Source organism: Paenibacillus glycanilyticus, assembly GCF_030161375.1.
Taxonomy (GTDB): domain Bacteria; phylum Bacillota; class Bacilli; order Paenibacillales; family Paenibacillaceae; genus Pristimantibacillus; species Pristimantibacillus glycanilyticus_B.
In genome coordinates this window covers 114,886-140,766 of sequence record NZ_BSSQ01000002.1, presented here as the reverse complement: position 1 = coordinate 140,766, position 25,881 = coordinate 114,886, and the positions used below count along the sequence as shown (strand labels likewise).

Sequence of the window (25,881 nt, the reverse complement as noted above, 5' to 3'; positions counted from 1 at the left end):
ATTAGGGGGATAATTTGGGTGACGAAGAAGAAAACCACCGTAAATAAGAAGACGATTACGAAAAACGCAGGCGCGAAATCTACGGGAGCCAAAAGTACGAAAGCAGATCTTCTCTATCCTTTGCAAGAAAGCTTTGAAGATGAAGTATTTGCCCTTGTCAATCAAGAGAGAGAAGCAGCCGGCTTGCCTCCTCTTGCGAGATTGGAAGTACTCTTCGAAGCAGCCGAAGCAAAAGCGCAAGATATGCGCGATAATAATTACTTCGACCATATATCCCCTACGTACGGCACGCCGGGGCAAATGTTGACGCAATTTGGCGTGGAATGGACGGCTTACGGCGAGAATATCGCCGCGGGGCAGCGGACGCCGGCCTTGGTAATGGAAGCATGGATGAACAGTCCGGGCCACCGGGCCAATATTTTATCGCCTAAATTCACGCATATGGGAGTCGGTTATGCCCCCGGGACAACGGATAGCCGATACCGGACTTATTGGGTACAGGAGTTTGTAAGACTTTAGGTCTGTTTTCGAGAAAACCTCTATCTTTATTCCTAGTTATGTCATTTTTTTACACAAGCTTCACTTGTTCGATACATTCTCCTAATAGAAGCTCTGTAAGATGCAATTGAACCAGAGAGATTCAAATAGGAGGAGATGTTAGAATGAAAGGCGCAAAAGTTTGGAAAACGGCATTATTCGGCACCGCTGCTGCCGCCCTTGTTGTTACAGGTTATGCGGGTGTTCAGAAGAGTAATCAAGCAGATGCAGCTACGCAAAAAGCAAAAAACGTTGTATTGTTCGTAGGAGACGGCATGGGCACTGCTCAACGCGACGCTATTCGCCTTGCCACGGTAGGCGAGAGCGGCCAGCTGGCGATGGATGCCATGCCTTATGTCGGCCTTATTCATACAAGCTCCACGACGGCCATTACGGATTCGGCTGCTTCTGCTACCGCTTACGCAAGCGGGGTTAAAACGTACAACGGCGCAGTTGGCGTTGACGCTAACAAAAAGAACGTAAAAACGATCATGGAATATGCCAAGGATAAAGGCATGTCTACCGGCCTTGTCACAACAAGCCAAATTACCGATGCAACGCCGGCCGCTTTTGCTTCCCATGTTCTCGACCGTTCCAAACAAAGCGACATCGCCCTGCAATATTTGACAAAGTCCAAAGTGGATGTTCTGCTCGGCGGCGGCGAAGACTTCTGGTATCCGGCCGGCAAAGCCGGTGCTTTCAAGGATGAGACGCCTGCTGACCCGTCCGAGAAAAGCAAAGGGACGCAAGGCGATCTGGTAGCAAAAGCTAAGTCGCTTGGCTATACGTACGTAACGAACAAAACGGACATGACCAAAGCAAAAGGCAAAGTGCTTGGCCTGTTCGCTAACGAAGAAATGTTCCAGCAAAAGCCGGAAGGCCAAGGCGACGTATACAATCCAATCGTCTCCTTGCCCGATATGACCAAAAAAGCGCTGGACACTCTCTCCGCAAACAAAAAAGGCTTCTTCCTGATGGTTGAAGAAGAAGCCACGGATGAAATGGCCCATAACAATAACGCCAAGCTGACGATCAAAGCCGGCCAGGAATTGGACAAGTCCGTCAAAGTAGCGAAAGACTTTGCGAAGCAACATCCGGACACGCTGGTGCTTGTCCTTGCCGACCATGAGACAGGCGGCTTCTCGGTAGAAGAGGTTGATGCAACGGACGAGTCCACGGACGGTCAAACAATCTCCGGAGAAGACGGCCCGTTTGCGATCGCGAACTCCAAGATGAGCTTTATCGTTGACTGGACAACTTCCGGCCATACTGGCGTAGACGTACCGGTAACGGCAACAGGCGCCGGTTCGGAGCTGTTCACCGGCATTTATGAGAACACTTCAATCTTCAACAAGCTTGCGCAAGCGCTTGGCATCACGGTTAAGAAATAAGCTATACGGGTATAAAAAAGAGGCTTCCATGGCCAATCAGCCATTGGAAGCCTCTTTGCTGTATGGTGCGGTTCCTTACAGCACTTTGCTGAGGAACTCTTTCGTTCTAGGATGCTGCGGGTTGCCGAATATTTCGCGAGGAGCTCCTTGCTCCACGATCTGACCGCCGTCGATAAAGAACAACCGGTCGCCAACTTCGCGGGCAAAGCCCATCTCGTGGGTTACGATGACCATCGTCATCCCTTCCTTCGCGAGCGACTTCATAACATCCAATACCTCGCCGACCATTTCCGGGTCAAGCGCCGAGGTCGGCTCGTCGAACAACATGACGTGAGGACGCATCGCAAGCGCGCGAGCGATCGCTACACGCTGCTTCTGTCCGCCGGACAAACGATTCGGATAAGCATCCCGCTTATCCTCCAGACCTACGCGGCGGAGCAGCTCGAGGCCAATTTTCTCCGCTTCTTCCTTCGATTTCTTCTGCACTTTGATCGGAGCAAGCGTGATGTTCTGCAGCACCGTCTTGTGCGGGAACAGGTTGAACTGCTGGAACACCATGCCCATGCTTTGACGCAGCCCGTTAATGTTTACGTTACGGTCCGTAAGGCGTTTGCCTTCGTATTCGATTACGCCGTCCGTTGGCGTCTCGAGCAAATTCAGACAACGAAGGAACGTGCTTTTTCCGGATCCGCTTGGCCCGATGACAACAACAACCTCGCCTTGGGCGATCTCCGCATCAATGCCGGTCAGAATGTTTGCTTTGCCGAATGATTTTTTAAGTCCCGTTACTTTAATCACTTGTATTCAACCTCCGCTCGCCAATGCCAAGCAGCTTGGACATCGTAAAGATCAAGACGAAATAGATAAGCGCCGACACGAGCATCGGCTCCAGGGAAATAAAGGTTGCCCCGCGAATCGCGTTCGCTTGATAAGTCAATTCGCCATATCCGATAACGGACAGGATCGAAGACTCTTTAACAACAACAACAAACTCATTGCCAAGCGCCGGCAATACGTTCTTGAAAGCTTGAGGAAGAATAATTTGGCGCATCGCCAAACCTTTCGACATCCCAAGCGACCGTGCCGCTTCCATTTGTCCCTTATCAACCGCTTGGATGCCGGCTCTCATAATTTCCGCGATATACGCGCCGCTGTTCACGGTAAGCGTCAGATAGGCTGCCGTAAAGATTCCGATATCAAAGCCGAGAAATATCGGAAGTCCGTAATAGAACAGGAATAACTGGACGAGAAGCGGTGTCCCGCGAATAATTTCAACAAATACCGAACCGACAAAACGGAAAATCCATAGCCCGGAAAGGCGAAGAAGCGATACAAGGGTACCCAATACAAGACCGCTAAGCACGGCAAGCAAAGCTACCTCGAGCGTCTTCTTAATGCCTGTCCAGTAGTATGAACCATAGTCGTTCAGAAAAGAAAAATCAAAATGGTAAGCTAACTCCATGTTGTTCAACCCTGCCTTTTCTATTTAAAAAGGGAAATAGCGGCTTTATCCCCTATTTCCCCAACACGTTCTTATTGCTCTGCGACTTGCGTCATTTCCGAAACCCATTGATCAATCTTCTTGTCCGCGATCAGATGGTCAAGCGTTTTTTGAATTGCAGCCAGAAGATCGGCTTCGCCTTTGTTAACCGCAACCGCAGAACCGCCAGCTTCATACTCAGGAGCAATAGCCGTCAACGCAAGATCCTTGTTCGTGTTTGCATAACCTTGAGCTACGGGAGCTTCGGCAATGAGAGCATCTACTTTTTTCGATTTCAGCTCAAGAACAAGATCCGTTGTTTTGCCCAACGACTTCAGCTTGGCGCCTTTGATGCCTTGTCCGATTTTCTCTTGCGTAGAACCCATTTGAACGCCAATCGCTTTGCCTTCCAGGTCAGCCATTGTCATAAACTTGTCTTTATCTGCAGCGCGCACAAGAACAGCTTGTTTCGCGTCATAATAAATTTTGGAGAAGTCTACCGCTTTCGAACGCTCTTCGTCCGGAGTCATGCCCGCGATCACGAAGTCGATCTTGCCCAGCTTCAGCTCTGCGAGCAGGTTGCCGAAGTCCATATCTTTAATTTCAAGTTCAACGCCAAGATCCTTTGCGACCTCTTTCGCAATCTCGATGTCAAAGCCTACGATTGTATCTTTACCGTCAACGTTCTTATGGAACTCGTACGGTGCATATTCGGCGCTTGTGCCAAGAACGATTTTGCCGGCTTTTTTAATGTCCGCCAGCTTGCCTGTCGCTTCTGCCGCACCGTTATCCGCGGAAGCAGCCGGGCTCTCGGAAGCGTTTGAAGAAGAGTTATTTCCTTTGTTGTTCCCGCCGCATGCCGCCAGCGTGAACACAACAACTAAAGTCAAAATAAGAACTAAACTTTTTTTCAACGTCATGTCATTCCACTCCTGATGTGTGTTGATAATTAGAAAACCAGTTGATTATAATTCATATTTACGTATAAAGATACAGGTTTTTTCTCCCAAAATTTTCAGTTTCTCTGCTCTTCCCTCCATTCCTAAAAACAGCCTTCTATGGAAGGATACCCAATTTCATGTCAATCCTACCCCGGTTCTTGCCATTAAGTTATTCTTGGGCGACAAACCGGTAACCGATCCCGGGTTCCGTTGTAATATACTTCGGACTTGTAGGATCTTCTTCCAGCTTTTTGCGCAAATGGCCGACGTATACCCGCAAGTATTGGCCGCCGGATTCCGTAAGATGACTTCCCCAAACTTGCTGCAATAATTGTTTCTGGGTTAATACTTTCCCCGCATTCGAAGCAAGCAGTTTAAGCAGATCGTACTCCGTAGGGGTCAACTTGATCCGCTCGCCATTCAGCTCTACGTTTCTCTGTGCCAGATCGATGAGCAAGTTCCCGAATTGCAAAACCGGTTCGCTTGTCGTCTTGGTTACATGCCGAAGCGCAACCCGAATTCGGGCAACGAGCTCCCCCATGCCAAATGGTTTGGTGACGTAATCATCCGCGCCGCTGTCGAGCGCCAATATTTTATCCTCTTCGCGTTCCTTGGCCGTCAGTACGATAATCGGAATGCCGGACCACTCGCGCACGCGCTCTAGAACGTCCATTCCCGACATATCCGGCAAGCCCAAATCGAGTACGATCAGTTCAGGATGCTCAACCGAAGCTTTCATAATCCCTTCTCCCCCGCTCCCCGCTTCATGAACTTCAAAATGATGGGCTTGCAACGCAACTTTCAGAAGCTTCCGAATTTGGGGCTCGTCGTCAATAATAAGAATTCGGGCTCCTTTCTCAGGCGTAATCATATCGTCTTCCAGTCCTCCTCTGCTTCATTTAACGGGAGTGAAATCGTAATAATCGTCCCTCTCTCCGGGTTGGGCTTAGCCGAAATGGTTCCCCCGTGCAATTCCACAATGCCTTTGCAGATCGCAAGCCCGAGGCCCGTTCCCGGAACGTGTTTGGTTTGGTCCGCACGATAAAATTTATCAAAAATTCGTTCCCCATCCGTTTCTTCGAGACCTATTCCCGCGTCGGCAACGGAGAGCGATACGGTCGCTCCTCCTACTTGCGCTTCAATAATAATCTCGCTGAAATCCGGCGAATACTTAATCGAATTGCTCACCACGTTCACCAATACCTGCTCGAGCAACACTTCATCGCCTAGAATCAACGGCATTTGCTCCGGTAGCCGTACGCGTATTTTGCGATGCTGCTGGTAATCCTTCACCTGCTTCAGCACGACTCCAATGATATCTTCCACATCACACCATCTCTTGCGAAGGCGCAACATCCCGCTCTCCAATTGAACCATGCCAAGGAGATTGGAAACGAGGCGATTCATGCGAAGCGCTCCATCCCTGATCGTGATCAGCAGATCATGTTTATCCTCCGGCGAAAAAAGTCCGTCTTCTTCAATCATCGCGGTAGCGGAGCCTATAACCGTGGCCAGCGGCGTCCGCAGTTCATGCGACACGGAATCGAGAATCGCCGTGCGAAGTCTTTCCGATTCTGCCGTCAAATGGGCAAGTTTGGCTTCTTCGCTTAGCTTGACTCGGGCAATTGCGCTTGCGGCAAGTCCCCCCAGCGCCTCCAGCCACCGAAGCGTCTCATCGGATAGTTCGCTGTCTTCGAGAATGACCGCGAGTACGCCGTACGTTCGATCTTCCGCTTGCAGCGGGATGTACAGCCCTTGCGATTCTCTAAGAACATCGGTCCCGCGGCCGGCCATCTTCCCGTTCCGGTACACCCATTCCGAGATAACCATCTCGCTCTGCCCCAGCTTGGAAGACTCGGGGGAGTGCGCGGCAATCTCCAATTCATTCTTCTGGTTAGGCAAGCAAAATGCAGTCTGCGCATGCACCGTCCGCGACACTTTCAAAGAAACATTCTCCAGCAGCAAATGGAGATCCGTTATAGCCCCGATCTCCTTGCTTATCTCATATAACGAAGCGGTATAGGCTTCGCGTTGTCTCGCGAATTGGAGCTGTTGCTTTAATTGGGCAGCCAAGCTCGCGGTAAGGGCAGCAACAATCAGAAAGATAACGAATGAAAACAAGTAACGAATATCCTCAACGGAAAAACTTATAAACGGCGGCACGAAAAAGAAGTCAAACGCCAAAACACCAATGCCGGCAGCATAAAACGAAGGCCATTTGCCTCCGTACATCGCGCTTAGGATAACGGGCAGCAAAAAGATAAGAGCGATATTGACCAGATCCGGCGTCATCCAGCTGATGCTTTTTAATATAATAACGAGAACTACCGTCGACGCGGTAATCCAAAGATACGCCTGCTTTTGCTTCAACCTCTGCACATCCTGTCCTTAATCAGCCACAACCAAAACATCCAAATGCCGGACAAGTCGGATCAAGTCCTTCACGATCGAGCCCTGCCGCCACTCCTTCCATAAGGATGCTCTGGATTGACCGATAATCATTTGCGTCGCTTGGCATTCCTTCGCCTTCGCAACCAGAACGCTAGGAATATCCTTCCGCCTTAGCGCCGATTGAACCTCGAATATGCCTCCGAGCCGCTCCGTAAGTTTCCGAAGGGTCTCCAGCTGCTTCATCTGTTCCTCGGCTCCCCGCAAGCTTTCCGTCTGAACGCAGGTGACATACCAACAAGCCTTAAGGCGGTAAGCGATTCGAAACCCTCTTCGGATCAGCCTTTCCGCCTGATGCGTATTGTTCACGCAGACAAAGATGACTTCCTTGCGTCGCCACGGCCCTCTTAATGAAGTGCTGCGCTGCCAAGCTTCTAGTCTCTCATCCACGTCATCGGCAATTTCACGGAGCGCAAGCTCCCGTAACGCAATCAAATTCCCGGTCTTGAAAAAGTTGCTCAGCGCTTGAGGGACTTTGTCCATCGCGTATATCTTCCCTGCCCTCATGCGTTCCTGAAGCGATTGGGACGTAACATCGATCAGCTGAACCTCATCGGCCAATCGCAAAATATGATCCGGCACCGTTTCCCTAACCCGTACGCCGGTAATTTGCTCTACGGCATCGTTTAAGCTTTCCAAATGCTGAACGTTAACCGTTGTTATAACCGAAATCCCCGCTGCCAAGAGCCGCAAAATATCCTCGTAACGTTTCTTGTTCAAACTTCCGGGCACGTTGTTGTGAGCCAATTCGTCTACTAATACAACTTCGGGATTGCGGCGGATGATTTCATCGGTATCCATTTCTTCAAGGATGTTCCCCCGATAGTCAATTTGCCTTCTTGGCAATACTTCCAAGTCGCCGGTTTGCGACTGCGTGTCTTTGCGTCCATGCGTCTCAAGCAAGCCGACAAACACATCGATCCCTTTGCGCAGCAGGTCGTTGCCTTCCCGCAGCATCGTGTAAGTTTTCCCTACCCCCGGGGCAGCGCCGATATAGATTTTGAACTGCCCGCGCCGAATTTGTTTTATTTTGTTCTCCAGCTCATCCGAACTTAAGCGGCGGAACAAATCCGCCTCTTCCTCGGGCCTGGCTATCTTCGCGGGCAGAATTCGTTCGCCTTCATGTTCCGCGCGGTCCGCGACGATAAAGATGTCAACCTTACGAGTCAACTTCAGCATATCATGAACGATTGATCCCTGCCAAAACTCCTGCCAAACCGTTTGCTTGGAATGGCCTAACACGATTCGGGTAACGTTGTTCTTCAGTGCATAGCTGACAAGGGCGGCCGGCAAAGCTTTTCTCGAACGTAACGGAAGCTCCTCGAATTCTGCGCGAATATGCTCAACAAGCTTAATGATGGAACGTTTAAAAGCTGCCGCTTCTTTGCCAAGCTCATGATTCGGCTTCACAAACGTTACGACAACCAAGTCGCCGTTTAACCGTTTGGCAATCTGCTGCCCGCGGCGTACATAGATGGAGCCGTTCCAATGGTATTGCGTGGAGACCAGAATCCGCTCCGCTACTCCCGAGGAACCAAGCAAACCTAATTCTTCCCGGTATTTCACGAGCGAATCGTTTACGCCTTCCGCCACAAGCCGAAGAGACAACTCGCGCAAAATGGCCAAATTGCCTCTTTCCAGTACCTTTTTGTTATGGCCTTGCAAATTCCCCTCTGCCACCCGGTTGATCAGCGTTTCGGGCGTCACGTCAATAAGCACGACTTCATCGGCAAGCTCCAATGTATCTCCGGGAACCGTCTCCGGCACTTCAATGCCCGTAAGTTTGCTCGCTACCGCCCGGACATCCTCCAGCTCATACACATTGGCAGTAACAATAATGCCGATTCCTTTATTCAGCAGAAACTTGATATCCTCCAGCCGCGTGCCGAATTGGCCGTTATGCCGGTTCCGGTGAGCCAATCCGTCAACGAGCACCACCTCCGGATTTCTCGCGAGTATGGCCTCCAGATTCAAATCCTTCTTCTCCACGCCTTCCTCCCGCCAATGGATGCTCGGAATCCGTTCCAAATCTCCGATCTGCTCAAGCGTCTCCGGACGCTGCATCGTAGATACGGCGCAGATGACAACATCGATCCCTTGCGCCTTCAGGGAATGGCCTTCCCGCAGCATATGATACGTTTTCCCTGATCCGCTAACGGCGCCGATATAAACCTTCAACCTACCGAAATGAAGTTTGGAAATAGACTTTAAAATTTGTTCCGGCGTTTTTCGATGAAAGCTTTCCATAGCTGTCCCCGCTTCCTTAAGTGATCAAAGTGAATGGAATGGCTTGAAAACGGAAGATCCCCGCCCGTAAAGCTTGACAGGCAGGGAGGTCCAACTATTTGGCGATCCGCTCATGCAAAGCGAGGTTCAACTGCAGAACATTGACGACCGGCTCGCCCAGAAAACCAAGCTCCCTTGGTTTGGTGTTGTCTTCAACCAGCGCTTGCAGCTCCTGTGCAGGAATGCCGGTCAACTTGCTGATTCTAGGAATTTGGGTGCTCGCCGCCTTCGGACTGATATTCGGATCAAGGCCCGATCCCGAGTTCGTGATAAGGTCAATCGGGAGCTCGCTTACGGGAACATCCGGATTATCCTTCTTCCATTGTTCAACCGCCTCTGCCGTGCGTTTAATCATATCCTCGTTCGATGGCGCATAGTTTGGCGTTCCGGAGCCCTCCGCATTATAGTCAATACTCGATACTCTGCCTTGGAAATCGTTCAAATCCTTAAAGTTCTGGCCGATTAATTCGGAACCGATAATTTCTCCGTCGTCTCCTTTAATGAGACTGCCACTTGCTTGATGCGGCATCATCGCTTGGGCGATCCCCGTCACCGCAAGATTGTATAAAAGTCCGCATACCAGCATCAGAACCAAGCTCGTGCGGATGATTGTCGCTAACATTCTCATTGTATTCAGCAACCTTTCTTCTATTTAAACCCATAAATGAACAAGAAGATCAATTAATTTGATGCCGATAAAAGGTACGACCACGCCTCCCAAGCCGTAAATAAGAAGATTTTGTCTCAACAAATGCGAGGAGCTCATCGGCTTATAGGCAACGCCTTTCATCGCAAGCGGAATAAGGAGCGGAATAATGAGAGCATTAAAGATGAGCGCGGACAAAATCGCCGACATCGGCGAACCCAGCCTCATCACGTTCAAAGCATCCATCTGAGGAATCGCGAGCATAAACATCGCCGGAATGATTGCGAAATATTTGGCGATATCGTTAGCAATGCTGAATGTCGTAAGCGCGCCCCTTGTCATGAGCAGCTGCTTGCCGATTGACACTACTTCAATGATTTTTGAAGGATCGGAGTCCAGATCAACCATGTTCGCAGCTTCTTTCGCCGCCACCGTACCGCTATTCATCGCAATCCCGACGTCTGCCTGCGCAAGGGCTGGGGCATCATTGGTTCCGTCGCCGGTCATCGCCACTAATTTGCCTTCCGCTTGCTCTTTGCGGATTACCGCAATCTTATCCTCCGGTTTGCTCTCGGCAATAAAATCGTCAACGCCCGCTTCAAAAGCAATCGTTGCGGCGGTAAGCGGATTGTCGCCCGTACACATAATCGTCTTGATGCCCATCCGGCGCATTTGCTCGAAACGTTCTTTCATCCCGGGTTTTACGGTATCTTTCAAATAAATAACGCCATAGATGCGGTTATCCACCGCAACGGCCAGCGGCGTTCCGCCTTGCTTGGCGACCGCATCGCCTTTGGGGCTCAAATCCGAAGGAATAACGCCGCCTTGTGCCTCGACCCATCTTTTTACGGCATCTACCGCGCCTTTGCGAACTTTGCGGCCGTCTTTCAAATCGATTCCGCTCATGCGGGTCTCGGCTTTGAATTCGATGAACTCTCCGCCTTCAGCTATAGACTCTTCATAGGACAAACCTTGTTTTTTCATCAGCTCAAGCACGGAACGCCCTTCCGGAGTCTCGTCCTTCATGGAACTTACGGCCGCCCATTCCGCAACGGAACCGACGGTTTCCTTGCCGACCGGAATGAATTCGCTTGCCATCCGGTTACCGTAGGTGATAGTCCCGGTTTTGTCCAGGATAATCGTATTAATATCGCCGGCTGCTTCAACCGCCTTACCCGACATCGCCAGCACGTTAAATTGCGTAACCCTGTCCATGCCCGCTATGCCGATCGCGGATAACAAACCGCCGATTGTTGTAGGAATCAAACAGACAAGCAAGGCGATTAATACCGGCACCTCAATTTCCACGTTCAAATAATTGCCGAAAAACGGGAGCGTTACAACAACGATCAGAAAAATAATAGTCAAGCTCATCAGTACCGTATTAAGCGCGATCTCGTTAGGCGTCTTTTGCCGTTTGGCGCCTTCGACCAACGCGATCATTTTATCCAGGAAAGACTCGCCCGGATCGCTTGTAATTCTAACTCTAATGCTATCGCTGATGACGCGCGTGCCCCCCGTCACCGAGCTGAAATCGCCGCCGGCCTCTTTGATTACCGGAGCCGATTCCCCCGTAATCGCGGACTCGTCGACCGAAGCCAGCCCTTCGATCACTTCGCCGTCGCCTGGAATCATCTCGCCTTGCGAGACAATGACGATATCTCCTTTGCGGAGTTCCGTAGAAGGCACTTGCTTGATACCCGTGCCGGTCCATTTGTTAGCCGTAATATCGGTTTTCGACTTCTTGAGCGAGTCGGCCTGCGCTTTGCCTCTTCCTTCGGCCAACGCCTCCGCAAAATTCGCAAATAAGATGGTAATAAGCAAAATGAGCGCAACGATTAGGTTAAACCATACCGGAACCTCGCCCCCAAAGGCATGGGGATCAAAGCATAGATATAAGGTGATGATAAAACCTACTTCGACTACAAACATGATCGGGTTACGGATCATCACCCGGGGATCCAGCTTGAGAAAAGCTTCTTTGACCGCATTGCGTACAATCGTTCCATCCATCATGGATTTTCTCTGACTCATGACAAGCTCCTCCAATTCCCTCTATGCTTAAGGCTTTAAGGTCAAATATTCAGCGATAGGTCCAAGTACAACAGCCGGGAAGAACGTCAATGCCCCAACGATAATGACCGAACCAAGGAATACGGCGCCAAACAATCCCGTATCCGTACGGAATGTCCCGGTCGTCTCGGGAACCGTCTTCTTCGCGAGCAAAGAGCCAGCTACCGCTAACAAGGTGACCATGGAGAAGAAACGGCCGAGATACATGACGATACCGGTAGATATATTCCAAAACGTCGTATTGTCGCCTAATCCTTCAAATCCGGAGCCGTTATTGGCAGCAGATGAAGTGAACTCGTACAAGGCTTGCGTCAAGCCATGGAAACCGGGATTGGAGATGGTCTCCGGATATACCGCCAGAGCAATGGCTGTCGGAGCAAGAATGAGCAGCGGTTGGATCAGCATCGTGACGGCAATCAGCTTCATTTCTTTGCCTTCGATCTTTTTGCCCAAAAACTCCGGCGTCCTGCCGACCATTAATCCGGATAAGAAAACGCCGATAATCGCGTACATTAATACGTTCATGAATCCTGCGCCGATCCCGCCAAACACGGTGTTCAGCATCATGTTGCCGATCGTTATCAAACCGCCGATTGGCGTTAGCGTATCGTGCATCGTATTGACCGCGCCTGTCTCCGAAGCCGTTGTAACAACTGAATACAAGGAAGATTGCGCGACGCCAAACCGTACTTCCTTCCCTTCCATGGAGCCTTGGTGATGATCGATGCCAAGCGCGTTCAGCACCGGATTACCCGCATATTCGGAAGTAAGGGAAATACCAAGCGTGACGATAAACATCATCAGCATCGATACGAACAAGATCCGTCCTTGCTTGGCATTGCCCGCCATTTTGCCATACGTAAAAGGAAGTGCCGTCGTCACCAGCATCATCAAAATCATTTGCAGCATATTGCTGATGTTGTCCGGATTCTCAAACGGATGCGCCGAGTTGACGCCAAAAAATCCGCCTCCGTTATTCCCCAGCTCTTTGATAGACAAGAAAGAGCCAACGGGTCCGCGCGCAATAATCTGCTCTGCGCCTTCAACGGTCTTCGCCACAACCGATGGCTCCAGCGTCTGCGGTACGCCAACCGCAATAAAGACAAAGGCTGCTACAAAGGCGATCGGCAGCAAAATCCGCGTGATGGAACGAATGAGATCCACAAAGAAATTGCCAAGCGGCCTGCCTGTTAAACCGCGGATAAAAGCAATCGCTATCGCAAGCGAAGTAGCAGGAGCCGTAAACATCATAAATACGATGGCAATCATTTGAGAAAGATAAGACAAACCGCTTTCCCCGCTGTAATGCTGCAGGTTGGTGTTGGCCATGAAGCTAATCGCCGTATTAAAAGCGAGTGTAGGCTCCATGTTGGCGACATGGCTTGGATTAAGCGGCAGATACGCCTGAATTCGGAATATCAGATACACCAGCCCGATCATGACGGCATTGGTCAGCACAAGCGAACCCGCGTATTGCTTCCAGTTCTGATTGTCTTGGCGTATTCCCCCAGCCTTGTATATAAGTCTTTCGACGGGACCAAACACCTTGTCTAATCCGGTTCGTTCATATTTAAAGGCTTTGGCAACATAGAGTCCTGTTGGCCGCGCCAGCAGGATGACGATAAGTACGGGCACAATAATGGCTAAAAAGTTAATCATGCGTTAAACCTTCCCTTCTGAGGATCAGCTGTCAAAATTTTTCCGGATTGATCAGAACATAAGCTAAGTAAACAAACATAGCCGCAACAATTGCTGCAAGAACCCAAATCATGGTTTCCCACTTCCTTCATCTATAACATGGCCCGCCCAGGCCGAAAGTCCGACCATTAATACCGTCATAAAAACAACCAATGCCACCATCCCAACATCCCACATATCCATTTCTCCTTTAATAGAAACTTTACTGTTTAATTGAATCAAGCGAATCGGAAACCAAAAACGACAAATTGTCGCTTTTCGAATAAATAACTTCATTTGCTCCCAACCCTTTGTAGATCCCTCTTGGATTCATCCTCCCCGTAATCACAATCAATCGCTTAGATGACCAGCCGCGGCAAATTTGAATGTACCGGCAGCATAACGGCAGCGTGTTCTCAAAAAGATAAATGTTGCCGATCGGGAAATCGGGAATCATCCATGGTTCACGCGATTTGGTGTCGAGGAGTATAAATTGCTCTACACCCAATAAAGCCAGACGGTTCTTCTCTTCTGCGTTATTCACCAATGCGGCAAACGGAATTCCTTTGAGCAGCAGCAATTTGATAAAGTTCTCGCCTGCTGCAGTTGGGGCGGAGACAAGGGTAACCTCCCGATGATTCATGCGATCCGTTTCACTCCCCCGTACCTGCTTCGTTATAGGGTTATGATAATACGACCCCGCATAAAAAAAGGGTAAAGATCTCGCTATGAAGCATAAAAAAAACATAAAAATCGCTTTCGGTTAAATAGAGAGCCGTTGGCATTTTTTTCAGAAGAGGAGTAAATAGAAGAAACATAGGCGCAAATGGATGAAATGGTTGTTTTGCGTGGTTTAAATACTTGGATTATAGCCGGAGGACCGGTATTTCGGATTTTTCCCGCGAAGATGCCGGTTTACGAAGGAGATTGCGAGGCGTAACATACTTCTCAGCAACTTCTGGTTGCCAAATAAAAGAGGAGTGTGTCTTTCATGCTGAAATATACCGATCCTGAACTTCAAAAAGCGGCAAGCCTAACCATAAACGATAGCATCCGGTTGATTGAAATTTACCGGTTTGACAATAAACAAATCCAAAAACAAACGCCGTGGATCGATAGCGACTGCGTCTGCGGCGTGTTGAAACTATCGTGCAACGGATACCATGGTTGGGCTGAATATTTATTGCACGGCGTACATAAAGAGTTCGACTTGATCCGCTGGGCTAACGTATTTATTCAATTAAAAGGAATTTCTATATCCGAGGCGGTAGTAAGGGTTAAAGGCATGGAGGAAGAGTGGGGAGCAGAACGGCAAGCTCTTATCGAGACGGCGGTCCTGGATCTGGAATGGAACATTCAACATCCCTTTGCGGTCAAACGGCAAAATAGGGAGGATGCACAGCGGGAACGCGCCCAGTTGATCGAGCAATCCCAGTCTTATTTCTCGTTTTAAAATAAAAAAAGGATGTAACCCTGCTGCGTAAGGTTACATCCTTTTTTAGGTATTAAGATTTTTAAGATTCCGAGCTGTTTTTGCTCGTCAATAGCAGGTTCATAAGAATAGCCGTAACAGAGCCCGTTACGATGCCGTTCTGAAGCAGCATTTTCGCAAAATCCGGCAACTGGTCGAATACTTGGGGTACCGCCGAAGAGCCAAGGCCAACGGCAATGCTGCAAGCAACAATTAGAAGGTTCCGTTCTTCGCGCAAGTTAACTTCGGACAAGATCGAAATTCCGGACGCCGCAACGGAGCCGAACATAACGAGCATCGCTCCTCCGAGCACTCCATTCGGAATGACGGTCGTAATAGCGGCAAGCTTCGGCAGAAGGCCAAGAACAACCATGATACCGCCCGCCGCGACAATAACGTCACGGGTTTTGACGCGAGTCAGCGTGATTAACCCGACGTTTTGCGAAAAAGCCGTATATGGAAAAGCGTTAAATAAACCGCCAAGCATAATCGCCGCGCCTTCCGAACGCAAGCCGTTAATGATCTGCTTCTGTTCCACCTTCTGATCCGTGGCGCGACCGACAGCCAAGTAGACGCCCGTCGATTCCACCATGCTTACAATGTTGACGATAATCATCGTAAAGACGGCGGTTAAACTAAATTGCGGCGTGCCGAAGTAGAAAGGCTGAACAATGTTGAACCAGGACGCCTCCGTTACGGGCGTAAAGCTGACGATTCCCATTGCGTATCCTATAACGGTACCAACGGCAAGACCCACTAAGACGGAGATGGACCGCAAGAAACCTCTCGCGAACCGATTCACGAGCAAGATGACAACAAGCGTGCAAAGCGCCAATAGGAGATTGCGCGGCATTCCGAAATCCGCGCTGCCTTGACCGCCGGCAACGTTATTCATCGCAACGGGAATCAAAGACAATCCAATGATGGTAACAACCGAACCCGTAACGATAACGGGGAAAAACTTCAACAGCTTCCCGTATAGCGGCGCTGCCAATACGACAAACAAACCGGATAAAATAATGGCCCCATAGGCGGTGGCCAAATTCGATGCGGATGCAATCGCAATAATCGGCCCCACTGCCGTAAACGTACAGCCGAGAATAACCGGCAGTCTGCTACCGAAATATTTAGTGCCGAGTACCTGCAGGATCGTTGCCAGACCGCAAGTGAACAAATCGGCTGCGATCAGATACGCCATCTGCGCGCTGTTCAAATGGAGCGCTCCTCCAACGATTAACGGTACAACAACCGCACCTGCGTACATCGCCAAGACATGCTGAAATCCTAAAGTAATTGCTCTACGTTTGCCCAGCATCTCTATACCGTCTCCTCTACCAGCTCTTTGACAGGTTCCGCAAATTCGATTTCCCCCGGCGCCATTCTGGTAATGGTCGCAAGCGACTGCACGCTAACGTTCATTTGCTCCAGCAAACCCCGTCCTTCTTGGAATCCCTTTTCAATCACGCAGCTAACGCCAACCAGCTCAGCTCCGGATTCATTCACGATCTGAACCAAACCAACAAGCGCTGCGCCGGTTGCCAGAAAATCGTCCACGATCAGAACCTTATCGCCTGGTCCAAGGTAACTTTTCGATACGGTCACCTGATACGTTTCTTGTTTGGTAAAAGAATGAACAGACGCGGAATAAGCCTGCTCCGATTGCGTAATCGCCTTTTTCTTCTTGGCATAAACAAACGGAACGTTCAGCGCAATGCCGGCGGCCATTGCAAATTGAATGCCGCTTGCTTCGATCGTAAGCACCTTGGTAATCGGCTTGTCCGCAAACCGCCCCGCCAATTCCTTGCCAATCTCCAGCGCCAGCGCCGTGTCCACCTGATGATTCAGGAAGGAGTCCACCTTCAGCACCGTGTCAGACAATATCAATCCTTGTTCGCGAATTCGATCTTCCAGCATTCTCATCTCTCTATACCGCTCCCTCTAGTTGAATAAAAAAAAGGACAAGCCGCTTGAGCCGATGCTCAAGAATGACCTGTCCCTACGATAACGCTATTCGTGTACGCTAAACTACATTTATCCCTTGTAACAAAGCGAATCACTCATAGTCGGATAGTTGCAATGGTTATCCGGTAGAAACTTATGGGCCATATTCCCAAGATTATATGAGTCTGTCTTTTAGAAAAAGCATTTCTAATATTACAAGGAAGGGAAGATAGATGACAAGAGGAAAAAACTTACATGGAAGCCGCGCAAAATAAAAACTTCATCCTTAAGTCAAAATAACGAGTATAATAAACTTTACCCAATCCGATAATGAGGTGCTTCTTGTATGTCCATTAGTTTCACGTCGTCGATTATTAGCCGTTTGAAAAGAGAGATAACCGAAATCGAACAACAAATTTCAACCCATAAAAACAAAATTTCCAAAATCTCCGCTAAAGTCAAACAACTGCAAAAAAATCCGCAAGACCACACGGACTTAATTTCCACCCAAATCAAAAAACTGACCGCGCAAGCCGAGCAACTCACGGACAAACAGGCCGAACTCACCAAGCAGCTTTCCGTAAAAAATGCCGAGCTCAGACTTCAGACTTCCAAGTCCAGCCTTAAATAACAAAGCGGCCGAAGGTTGTATCCGTTCGGCCGCTTTTATTAACTTCATCTTATTTCCTTGCCAGCCTCCACTTCCGAGCTTGAAGCGCTGCCCTTCCGAGCAGTGTATTGGGTACATAACCGGAATACTCGGTAACGATCTCCCCACCGAATTCAAGCTTGAAATTCCTTACATTGGGATCATCGGTCAAGCCGCCGGAATCTAGTATTTGATAGCCATTATTTTTAAACCAAAGGATATCTTCCCACTGGAGCAAGCGATGCGCTTTGCTGACTAATCGCTTATATTCATTGTCATCCGACTGTCTGAAATGAGACGCCGAATATAAGGCCATCGCTCTGCTTCCATCAGCCGTGTACACCCTGTAGCATAATGGTTGTTGCTGTTGATCTACCGTTTTTGTAATGATTAATGCTTTTTTGTCCCTTACAAGCTTCAAAGTTTCCAGGTTAAATGCGTTACAAGGATACGTCTTTTTTGCTTCCGCTAACTGATTATAGAAATCCCGAAACCGGAAAATCTCTTCATCCGCCGGTTCCGTTTGGATAACAACTTGAATGTCGGGATCATTTTCCGCCTGCCTGATTTGTTTTCTTGTAGATTTGGAGATATTCATGAATAATTCATCCGCGCTTTTAGTCAAATCCTTATGCAAGGTCTCAATGGGATTTAAACCTTTTAGGGGGACGGATGATTGCGTGATGCCGACAAGATCGGCAGAAGAATACATTGAAACGCTTCTTTCTCTTGGAAAATAGATTTGCGCAATATTAATGCCCCATAATTTTCTACTCACGGTTAACACGCAGATCACTCCTCAATTGATTTGAAAATCCCTCTTTTTAAAAAAGCTGAATCCAAAAAACGTTTGTTTCATGATCCTGTGAACCTTTGAAAAGCCTTGATCATCAAAAAGCTTTTTATCTTTGCTCTTACTAGAGGCGGCTACATAAATGGAATTGAGTTTCTTATTTTTCTTGAATAGTTCCGCAATGGCATTTACGTCAAATTCAGCCCAATCATAAACAAAAAGTGAATTTTCAGAAATCGGATTGGCGAAATCAACGTGGTCTATCCGAACCTCAGCTTCATTAACCCAATAGTAATTGGCTAACTGCCCGTTATGAATCAAACAATAACCCTGCTCTTTTTTGAACAGCCGCTTAACGATTTGGTCCATGTTCTCTTGAAAAACAGACGGGTACTCATAGAGTTCTTTTACGGTTAACATTTGGAAGTTCCCGCTCTTTGATTGTTTTTCAAACATCTCCCGATCCATTTGATAGATCTCATACACATAATTTTGGAACAGGAACCCTTTTATTGCCTTTCCTATTCTCTTCAAAGAAGTGGCATCCATTCCATATAAATAACTTTTGAGCCGGCCTAACGTATTTCTCTTAAAATGAACCAGTCTTCTGTTCATCTTCATATTGTGAATGAGAGTATCTTTGAAGACGATATACCAGAAAATAAGACGGGATAACATTCCTTTCCCTGGCATCATTACTTTGTTCGACTGATCCATTCCCGTATTCCAATCTAACTTATAGGATTCATAACCAATACTTAAATCAAAGTTCTGAACTTGGTTGGAGTACCGGTCCTTTATCGCTTCCTTTAATAAGATCCTCCCGGGACTAAACACTCCAAAATCATCATCATGGGCAAGGACGTACAAGACGTAACGGTCTCTGCACACAAAGCCATAAAAAAAGGCAACTAATTGCTCTTCGATATATAGTCCGTCTAATTTGGTTTCGATTACTTCGTTCTTAAGAGTAGATAAGCTTTTATAAAATTCATGCGTTTGGCCTTTCGTAAAGCCGCTTGTATCCATTTTGGCGTGCCAGCGCTTTTCATGCAGGTGAAACATCGCTTCAAGCTGTTCTTTGTCCACGGAACGGAAATCGACATGGCCCAGCTTTTTTAATCGTTTTTCCTTACGGTCCCCCCCATGCCTCTTCATTCTTTTCTCAATATAATCATTAAAATTGTCCATACTTAAATCAATATACGGAGCAACGGTTTGTGAGCCATGAAAGGAAATCCGGTGATCCGTGCAGTAACGTTTGATCGCATCGGCCGTCCCCGTGCTATCCAGTAATCCGTGAAGAATAAAGACCGATCTCTTCAGACGAAGCAATTCGCCCATTACCAGCTGGATAGCCTGTACCTCCCACTCTTTCTGTACAACGATATCCATGTAATTCGCCTGGCCGAAACCAACAAAATAGATGAAATTGTTAAATAATCGCTTCTTTTTAATAAACGGGAAGAAAGCAATTATTTCTTGCTCATGCCAAACGGCGTAGATCAGAATATCATAAGACTCATGAAAGCAAAGCAGCCATTGGCGGATCCATTCAAATTCGATAAAAGGGTTATTGTTCTGATTCCGTTGCAGGATGTTGTCCCAATCATCCCGATAATTCATTAACTCTTCTATACTAGTAATTTTCTTGATATTCAAGGTTATCCCACCTACATCCAAATCTGATTCTTGTCTATACGGTCAATTTTCTCACCATTCTTAATGCCACTCGCTTGCTCTTTATGCAGAACGGTATGAACGGTCTGGATCATAATTTTGATGTCCATCAACAAGGAGTACTTCTGAATGTACATAAGATCAAACCTTAACTTCTCTTCAGGCATGGAAACGTAATTGCCCATGACCTGTGCCAAGCCTGTAATTCCGGGCCGCACTGCAAATCTGTAGCTGTAATTAGGATTGTCCGCTTCAAATTGCGTGACAAAAAATTGTCTTTCCGGCCGAGGCCCGATCAAACTCATGTCTCCGGCTAAGACATTCAATAGCTGCGGGATTTCGTCCAGTCTCGAGGCTCTCATGAATCTCCCTAATTTCGTAATCCGCGGGTCCCTCTCGAGAGCTAATACGGGACCCGTATATTTCTCCGCATCTGCTACCATGCTTCGGAATTTATAGACTTGTATAGGCACCTGGTCTTTTCCAAGACGTTCTTGTTTGAACAATGCGGGACCTTTGGAAGTCAGCGGGATAAGCAGCCAGAGCAGCAGGAAGAAGGGACTTAACACAACAAGCAACAGACCTGCTGCCATAAGGTCAATGATCCGTTTGGCTACACGCTGAGGTCCGTTTAGTCCCAATGGACGAAGTGCCAGAAGCATGACATCATCCATTTGCCTGATTCGCGAACTCCATATAAATAAATCAGTGGAATCCGGCACAATTCTAACTTCCTTGCCTTCGCTCATGGCCATCTTAATAATTCCGTTTTTGTTTGTAACCGCAGAAGGAATCATGACGATATCCACATCGGAAAGTTTGGAAAGCAGCTGATCCAACTTATCGAGCGGAAGAATATGTTTAATCCGGTACCACTGGCTTTGCCAAAGTTTTTCTATCATTAAAGAGGAGACTTGCTCTTTTGCCTCGATCAATAATATTTGCTTTTGCCCATGGAGTTTGCGTTGCCAAAATTGGAACAGGGAATGGGAGACTGCTATCGTCACGATAAGGAATAAACCTGTCTTCCACCAATTCTGAATATAGATGTTGCCCGTTTGAAGATAGGCTGCTATTCCTGCAATAACAAGCATAGATACCACCGCTAAAACGGTGCTGATCACAATTCCCCCCGCTTTCTGCTCCAATCGCTGCTCGTATAGTCCAAACAATTGAAAGAGAGCAGCCGATAGGATAATTAAACTCAAATAAACCAAAAATCCCCCCGTATCAAAAAAGTCTGGAATAAAAGCTAGAAATCCCGCAGTAACCAGAATAAGATCAAATGCATAACTTGCGAATTTTAAAAGTCTCATAGGATATACGGTCTCCCCTTTAAGCTCTGGTTTCCTTATTGATCGGAAGTTCTACGCGATGTACAGTCGCTAGTGTACTTAATGCCGCCATCCGATCCTTGTCGGGCATAGCTTCTAGTTTCTTTTTCCATTTCAGATGATCGGTGCCAGAAAGATGCAACAACCGATAGATTAGACCTTTTAGATGGGATTTGGCGATTAATGTCCTAACCTTCCACTTCCCAATAATGGACGGTCCATAATTTCTATATATTTTTCGATCGGTTTTATAGGTTAATAGATAGTTTCGCAAATTCATCGTACTGTTTCTTCTATAATATAGAAGAGGAATTTCAATTCTCGAGAATGTGGAATGACCCACCGTTCTTACCCATAACTCATGGTCTTCCGACCTGACATAAATTTCATCATACGGATTATTACGAAACCACTCGCTATGGCCAAGTACGGATGGATGGCTCATAAGCGATTTCGTCAGTACGTTCCTATGGTCGGTATCAATCGGACGCAGCGCGCTCCAGCCTTGCACATCATTATTCTCGTCGATGATATAAACGGCTGTTCCAACTACATCCACTTCTTGATTTTGTTCCATATAATCGACTTGCCGTTCAATTCGTTCCGGGTGCATCACATCGTCTGCATCCATTCTCGCCAGGTATTTGCCCCTGGCCAGCTTGGCCATTTGGTTTAATCGATACGGCAGCCCCTTATTGTCGCCATCACTCAAAATCTTGACTCTAGGGTCTTCGATGGATCTGGCAATGGTTAGAGAATCATCACTTGATCCGTCGTCTAGCAGAATTAACTCCCAATCGTTATACGTTTGAGCAAACACAGACTTTATAGCATCCATAAGAGTGGATCCCGCATTATAGAATGGAATTCCTATCGTTACCATCATCATATGGCTCCCTCTACGACTGTTTTTGGATTTGATTCTGCTGCGCTTTTCTTCAATTTCAGAATGGCATAAGCGACTACTCCAAATCCTCCTATTGCTTGCACCGTTAACGCCGCAAGGATCGCCCAAGCAGCACCCGCTAGACCGTGATGCGGAATCCATGCGATAGAAGCAATTAAGCTTGTTATGTTGACCAGCGCAAATAGCGGTATTTGTATATAAAACAACCTGGCGGCATTCATTCCGTATCCCAGAAATGATGTTGTGAATGTAAGCAAGGTTGCAACTGTCAGCCAAATGAAAACCGTATTCTCAGCCGCGATCTCTTGACTAAAAATAATGGACAACAACGGTTTGCCTGCAAATATCGCTATAATAACTCCAAGGCTGCTAATTCCAATACCGGTTAGAATTAAACGTTGAATTAATTTCGCAAAATTCATGTATTCTTGTTCGGAATAACATACCGTCATTCGATAGAAGGCTGCTTCCCCCATAGCGTTAATAATGACAGTAGAGGCGATTATGACATAAGAAAGGGAAGCGAATATGCCCAGTTGCTGTTCACCTAGCTTATTTTCAATAACATATTGCGGGATATTGGAGTTCAGCGACATGAGCAGCATGATGATGCCCAATGGAAAACTGGTTTTTAAGAGAGAATAAACTTTTACGCGCTCAACAACCGGTTTAATAAATTCAAACGTCTTAGCCTTTCTAAGATCGTAAAAATATAAAATGACAAACCAGCCAATAACCATTCCCACCAATGCAATAACCAAGTCATGAGTACTTATATAAAGGACAGAAAAACTAATCACTGTAATCAAACCCTTAAGGACTCTCGAATACGTGATATACTCCAGTCTTTCTTTCTTCTGATATAATCCAAATACGATATCGCTGATCGCATCAATGAATTTGGATATGCTGATCAGAATAATGACCATGGTCAATGTTTCCCCGTAATTGCCGACGAGAGCCAAGACCGTTGTAATGACAAAAGCTATAATTGTCGTTAGAATCCGCAAGCCCAAAAAATGGCCAAATGTATAGTCACGGGTTGTATTTGAGATGTAAAGCGACCGAAGCTGTAAAAAAGACAACAAATAAACAGGGGTTGTGATGGCCAAACCGAAAGCATATTGACCTACATCAACGGAGTTTCCAAACTTAGACATGATAAAAATAATAAAGAACTGTGAAATTGCAAAAAATACATTCCCTATCAGCATCTTTAGCGTATTTAGCATAAGAGATATTTTATTATTGCGTAGAAATGTAAACAATCTGCGCTCATCACCTCTCGCTGGACTTAACCGTTAGGCTTCCGACAATCTCTTCTTCACTCTGTTTTTATGCAGAGTTATGGCATCCCTATAGATGGCCATGTTGGAATCAATCATCTTAGAAATTTCAAACTTTTGTTCATACAGCTCTCTTGAGGCTTTTCCCATCTCCCGGCGCAGTTCAGGCCTTTGGAGCAAATGCAACAATTGCAACCGCAGTTGTTCAACGTTTCCTTTATCGGTTAGGAACCCATTGCACCCTTCTATCACGGTTTCGGGCACTCCGCCAACTTTGGAAGCAATTACGGGCAAGCCCGCTCGCATCGCTTCTAATATACTTAAAGGAAGCCCTTCCCAATCCGAAATTAAAATAAAAATATCAGATTCGGCTAACAGCTGGTGAACGTCCTTACGTTCTCCCAATAGACGGATTCTTGAAGTTAAATTCAGATCTACTACCTGTTTGCTTATAGCTTCCCGCAATGGACCATCGCCAACAATGTCTAGCTCCCACCGTTCATCCGCAAGCCCAGACAAAGCTTCGATTAGAAATCTATGATTTTTAGGTTCATCCAATCTGGCAACCATGATGAGACGAGGCGAAGATTCTCCCTCTGTTCTTCTGATCGGTTGAATATCCGGAATGCCATTATGTACCGTTGTCGCCTTGTTAACGGGAATGACACCATCACGTACGCACAAGTTAAAATCATAGTGAGATACCGTGATGATCTTCGAAGCAAGTTTTCCGGCCGCTTTTTCAGCCCACTTATAAACCATTCTTTTCCGCTCGGAGACGCCTTCCGTAAATGCCCAGCCATGCGCCGTAAATACGCACGGAATTCCGGTTAACTTGGCTGCTAGCCGCCCGAGCCATCCTGCCTTGGAGGAGTGGGTCGCCACTAAGTCTGGTTTAAGCTTCCTTAATACCGCAACCATCTCTAGCAATGCCATTGCATCCGAGTGAGGACGAATGGACCGAATGAGATGTTTTAGAGGTTGGGTTCGGATTCCAAGCGCTTCGGCTTCCGTTAGAAAATGTCCGTTGCCGCCTGCTAATAAATGCACGTCATGGCCTCGTTTGAGCAACTCTACGCATAAGTCGCGGACATGGATTTGGGCACCGCCTATAGAATCAGATCTAGTAATGATCTGTACGATTCTCATGTTTCAATCCTCCTTCCGTGATCCATGGCAGGGCAAGCAGCAACCAAAAATGCCGCCAGTGTAAAGTATCAACGAAGAAGCTATTAAACAGCACCCCTAATAGCGATGCGGTTACGATGATGTTATAGGAACGATATCTCAGTTCTTTATTGAAAATATTTTTTATAGATTTTACGGTAGTCAATGCAATAAACAATAGGAAAGTCGTCATTCCTGCAACGCCGTATTCTGCCAAAATCCGTACATATAAACTGTGAATGGAATAGTTGAAGAAATATTCGGATTGTCCGGGTCCAATGCCGATAGGTCTCTGCATAACTTCTTTCAGAGCCATAATCTGCGTTCCGAATCTGTCATTGTCATAATTCTGATAACTGAGTCGGTTAGATAACAAATCCATCACACTGGACTGGTTGATAAACCAAAATAAAGCGGGCAAGAGGAGGGCGAGGAGTATAGACCAGGTTGACCACCTTTGTTTACGGGTACTTGATGGCAACATCAAATACAAAAAGATTGCAATCAAGTAATTCCCCCAGGCTGCTCTTGAGAAACTTAGCAAGATTCCGATTGTTATAACACTAAAAACAATTAGCCATAACTGCTTCGCGCGACCGCTATTTTTCTCAAATCCATAAAGCGCAAATAACGCTGCAGGAACGAGAAAGGGTCCAAAAACATTAGGGTCCTTGAAAAAACCCATTACTCGGCCAAACATTAACAAGGAATCGCTATTAGGAAGCAATCCAAAGTAGGCAAATATACCCGGGATCGTTGTTATTAACGCGGCTGCGACGTACCCATTAAAAATAACCTTTAATGCTTTCTCCTGGAATCTCACAACTAGTCCAGCTATTCCGAGCCATAGAACGGTCAGATATACCGTAATGAGAACAAACTGGATGGAGCTTCCTTCATTGTCGGTTACCCCTGCCATAGCAATAAAATTCGTGTCCAGGAACAAACCAACGAGTAGGATCGGAAGAATAAGATTCTTAGGGATCACAATGATATTGGACATGAATCCTATCGCTATCGTTAAGATGATTAGCAGATCGAAGGGAGACGGTTCAAAGAAAACAATAGAAGAGCTTGCCATTGTAAATCCCAATAATTTGAAGTAAAACGCAGGCTCTTCTCTCCCTAGCATTCTCCCTGCCATTCTTGCTTTTAATTCAGCGAGCATTGCTAG

24 protein-coding genes and 1 riboswitch are annotated in these 25,881 nt (G+C 47.1%); of the genes, 4 read left to right on the top strand and 20 right to left on the bottom strand.

The window, feature by feature from the left end; translation table 11 throughout:
• Positions 1-18 precede the first annotated feature (18 nt).
• Together QQK89_RS03590 and QQK89_RS03585 are read left to right on the top strand one after the other, a co-directional pair.
• Entirely contained in the window at positions 19-519 is a 501-nt protein-coding gene (locus QQK89_RS03590) for a CAP domain-containing protein (RefSeq protein WP_284237065.1), read from the top strand.
• Between the two features lie 143 nt (positions 520-662).
• Positions 663-1,928 carry an alkaline phosphatase gene (locus QQK89_RS03585; protein WP_284237064.1) on the top strand — a complete coding sequence of 422 codons (1,266 nt, stop codon included), beginning with the start codon at positions 663-665 and terminating at the stop codon, positions 1,926-1,928.
• Between the two features lie 75 nt (positions 1,929-2,003).
• On the opposite strand, the gene QQK89_RS03580 is transcribed toward QQK89_RS03585, so the two are convergent.
• The 11 genes from QQK89_RS03580 to QQK89_RS03535 form a co-directional block, all read right to left on the bottom strand.
• Entirely contained in the window at positions 2,004-2,726 is a 723-nt protein-coding gene (locus tag QQK89_RS03580) for an amino acid ABC transporter ATP-binding protein (RefSeq protein WP_284237063.1), read from the bottom strand.
• On the bottom strand, positions 2,719-3,390 hold the full coding sequence (locus QQK89_RS03575; RefSeq protein WP_284237062.1) for an amino acid ABC transporter permease: 672 nt from the start codon (positions 3,388-3,390) through the stop codon (positions 2,719-2,721). Before QQK89_RS03575 ends, QQK89_RS03580 begins: the two co-directional genes overlap by 8 nt.
• A gap of 71 nt (positions 3,391-3,461) precedes the next feature.
• Entirely contained in the window at positions 3,462-4,328 is an 867-nt protein-coding gene (locus QQK89_RS03570; protein ID WP_284237061.1) for an ABC transporter substrate-binding protein, read from the bottom strand.
• Between the two features lie 190 nt (positions 4,329-4,518).
• A complete protein-coding gene (locus tag QQK89_RS03565) occupies positions 4,519-5,220 on the bottom strand; it encodes a response regulator (protein WP_284237060.1) in 702 nt (233 codons plus the stop codon).
• Complete coding sequence (locus tag QQK89_RS03560; protein ID WP_284237059.1) at positions 5,217-6,719, bottom strand: ATP-binding protein; 1,503 nt, start codon at positions 6,717-6,719, stop codon at positions 5,217-5,219. Before QQK89_RS03560 ends, QQK89_RS03565 begins: the two co-directional genes overlap by 4 nt.
• An 18-nt stretch (positions 6,720-6,737) precedes the next feature.
• On the bottom strand, positions 6,738-9,044 hold the full coding sequence (locus QQK89_RS03555; RefSeq protein ID WP_284237058.1) for a histidine kinase: 2,307 nt from the start codon (positions 9,042-9,044) through the stop codon (positions 6,738-6,740).
• A gap of 94 nt (positions 9,045-9,138) precedes the next feature.
• Positions 9,139-9,711 carry a potassium-transporting ATPase subunit KdpC gene (kdpC, locus tag QQK89_RS03550; protein ID WP_284237057.1) on the bottom strand — a complete coding sequence of 191 codons (573 nt, stop codon included), beginning with the start codon at positions 9,709-9,711 and terminating at the stop codon, positions 9,139-9,141.
• A 24-nt stretch (positions 9,712-9,735) separates the two neighbouring features.
• On the bottom strand, positions 9,736-11,763 hold the full coding sequence (gene kdpB, locus QQK89_RS03545) for a potassium-transporting ATPase subunit KdpB (RefSeq protein WP_284237056.1): 2,028 nt from the start codon (positions 11,761-11,763) through the stop codon (positions 9,736-9,738).
• Between the two features lie 27 nt (positions 11,764-11,790).
• Positions 11,791-13,461 carry a potassium-transporting ATPase subunit KdpA gene (kdpA, locus tag QQK89_RS03540; protein WP_434481620.1) on the bottom strand — a complete coding sequence of 557 codons (1,671 nt, stop codon included), beginning with the start codon at positions 13,459-13,461 and terminating at the stop codon, positions 11,791-11,793.
• Positions 13,462-13,492: 31 nt separating this feature from the next.
• Positions 13,493-13,573 (bottom strand): K(+)-transporting ATPase subunit F, encoded by an 81-nt coding sequence (kdpF, locus tag QQK89_RS29615; RefSeq protein ID WP_349816707.1) that lies wholly within the window; start codon positions 13,571-13,573, stop codon positions 13,493-13,495.
• A gap of 129 nt (positions 13,574-13,702) precedes the next feature.
• Positions 13,703-14,122: a hypothetical protein gene (locus QQK89_RS03535; RefSeq protein ID WP_284237055.1), complete on the bottom strand. Its 420-nt coding sequence runs from the start codon at positions 14,120-14,122 to the stop codon at positions 13,703-13,705.
• Between the two features lie 348 nt (positions 14,123-14,470).
• Between QQK89_RS03535 and QQK89_RS03530 the strand changes: the two genes are divergently transcribed.
• Entirely contained in the window at positions 14,471-14,932 is a 462-nt protein-coding gene (locus QQK89_RS03530) for a hypothetical protein (protein WP_284237054.1), read from the top strand.
• Positions 14,933-14,993: 61 nt separating this feature from the next.
• Here QQK89_RS03530 and QQK89_RS03525 read toward each other — a convergent pair whose 3' ends face one another.
• A complete protein-coding gene (locus QQK89_RS03525; protein ID WP_284237053.1) occupies positions 14,994-16,265 on the bottom strand; it encodes a nucleobase:cation symporter-2 family protein in 1,272 nt (423 codons plus the stop codon).
• A gap of 2 nt (positions 16,266-16,267) precedes the next feature.
• Complete coding sequence (locus QQK89_RS03520) at positions 16,268-16,870, bottom strand: xanthine phosphoribosyltransferase (RefSeq protein ID WP_284237052.1); 603 nt, start codon at positions 16,868-16,870, stop codon at positions 16,268-16,270.
• A gap of 120 nt (positions 16,871-16,990) precedes the next feature.
• Positions 16,991-17,094, bottom strand: a riboswitch (purine riboswitch).
• 143 nt (positions 17,095-17,237) lie between these two features.
• Between QQK89_RS03520 and QQK89_RS03515 the strand changes: the two genes are divergently transcribed.
• Complete coding sequence (locus QQK89_RS03515) at positions 17,238-17,522, top strand: hypothetical protein (RefSeq protein ID WP_284237051.1); 285 nt, start codon at positions 17,238-17,240, stop codon at positions 17,520-17,522.
• A gap of 49 nt (positions 17,523-17,571) precedes the next feature.
• Here QQK89_RS03515 and QQK89_RS03510 read toward each other — a convergent pair whose 3' ends face one another.
• From QQK89_RS03510 to QQK89_RS03480, 7 genes are read right to left on the bottom strand one after another with little or no spacing between them, the layout of a single operon-like run.
• Positions 17,572-18,336 carry a hypothetical protein gene (locus tag QQK89_RS03510; RefSeq protein ID WP_284237050.1) on the bottom strand — a complete coding sequence of 255 codons (765 nt, stop codon included), beginning with the start codon at positions 18,334-18,336 and terminating at the stop codon, positions 17,572-17,574.
• Positions 18,337-18,339: 3 nt separating this feature from the next.
• On the bottom strand, positions 18,340-19,995 hold the full coding sequence (locus tag QQK89_RS03505; protein WP_284237049.1) for a GNAT family N-acetyltransferase: 1,656 nt from the start codon (positions 19,993-19,995) through the stop codon (positions 18,340-18,342).
• A gap of 11 nt (positions 19,996-20,006) precedes the next feature.
• Positions 20,007-21,329 carry a sugar transferase gene (locus tag QQK89_RS03500; RefSeq protein ID WP_284237048.1) on the bottom strand — a complete coding sequence of 441 codons (1,323 nt, stop codon included), beginning with the start codon at positions 21,327-21,329 and terminating at the stop codon, positions 20,007-20,009.
• 19 nt (positions 21,330-21,348) lie between these two features.
• Positions 21,349-22,230 carry a glycosyltransferase family 2 protein gene (locus QQK89_RS03495; RefSeq protein WP_284237047.1) on the bottom strand — a complete coding sequence of 294 codons (882 nt, stop codon included), beginning with the start codon at positions 22,228-22,230 and terminating at the stop codon, positions 21,349-21,351.
• Between the two features lie 2 nt (positions 22,231-22,232).
• Positions 22,233-23,522 (bottom strand): oligosaccharide flippase family protein, encoded by a 1,290-nt coding sequence (locus QQK89_RS03490; protein WP_284237046.1) that lies wholly within the window; start codon positions 23,520-23,522, stop codon positions 22,233-22,235.
• Between the two features lie 33 nt (positions 23,523-23,555).
• Positions 23,556-24,689, bottom strand: coding sequence for a glycosyltransferase family 4 protein (locus QQK89_RS03485; protein ID WP_284237044.1), 1,134 nt, complete (start codon positions 24,687-24,689; stop codon positions 23,556-23,558).
• A complete protein-coding gene (locus QQK89_RS03480) occupies positions 24,664-25,875 on the bottom strand; it encodes an O-antigen ligase family protein (RefSeq protein ID WP_284237043.1) in 1,212 nt (403 codons plus the stop codon). Before QQK89_RS03480 ends, QQK89_RS03485 begins: the two co-directional genes overlap by 26 nt.
• Positions 25,876-25,881 lie beyond the last annotated feature (6 nt).